This is a genomic window from Citrobacter sp. Cb023 (genome assembly GCF_030336805.1).
Lineage (GTDB): Bacteria > Pseudomonadota > Gammaproteobacteria > Enterobacterales > Enterobacteriaceae > Citrobacter > Citrobacter braakii.
On the sequence record NZ_JAOWCV010000006.1, the window covers coordinates 1 to 256 of the forward strand.

Consider the following 256-nt stretch of genomic DNA (forward strand, 5'->3'; position numbering starts at 1 on the left):
GAAGGATGAGAAGCTTCGACTAAGGTTCGATTCGAGCGTTAGCGAGAAAGCGTTGCCGCAGGCAACGACCCGAAGGGCGAAGCGCACCGCGCTGAGTAATCCTTCCCCCACCACCATCACTTCATAAAGCACCTGTATCAAATCCATCTGTTATGCTTCATATTCTGCCCAGACGCGAAGGATGAGAAGCTTCGACTAAGGTTCGATTCGAGCGTTAGCGAGAAAGCGTTGCCGCAGGCAACGACCCGAAGGGCGA

The 256-nt window shown here is 53.9% G+C and carries 2 other RNA genes; both read left to right on the forward strand.

The features are described 5' to 3' along the window. Window positions 1-116, forward strand: a non-coding RNA gene (locus tag OGW44_RS00035) — RtT sRNA; the annotation flags it as partial. Between the two features lie 44 nt (window positions 117-160). Then, window positions 161-256, forward strand: a non-coding RNA gene (locus tag OGW44_RS00040) — RtT sRNA; the annotation flags it as partial.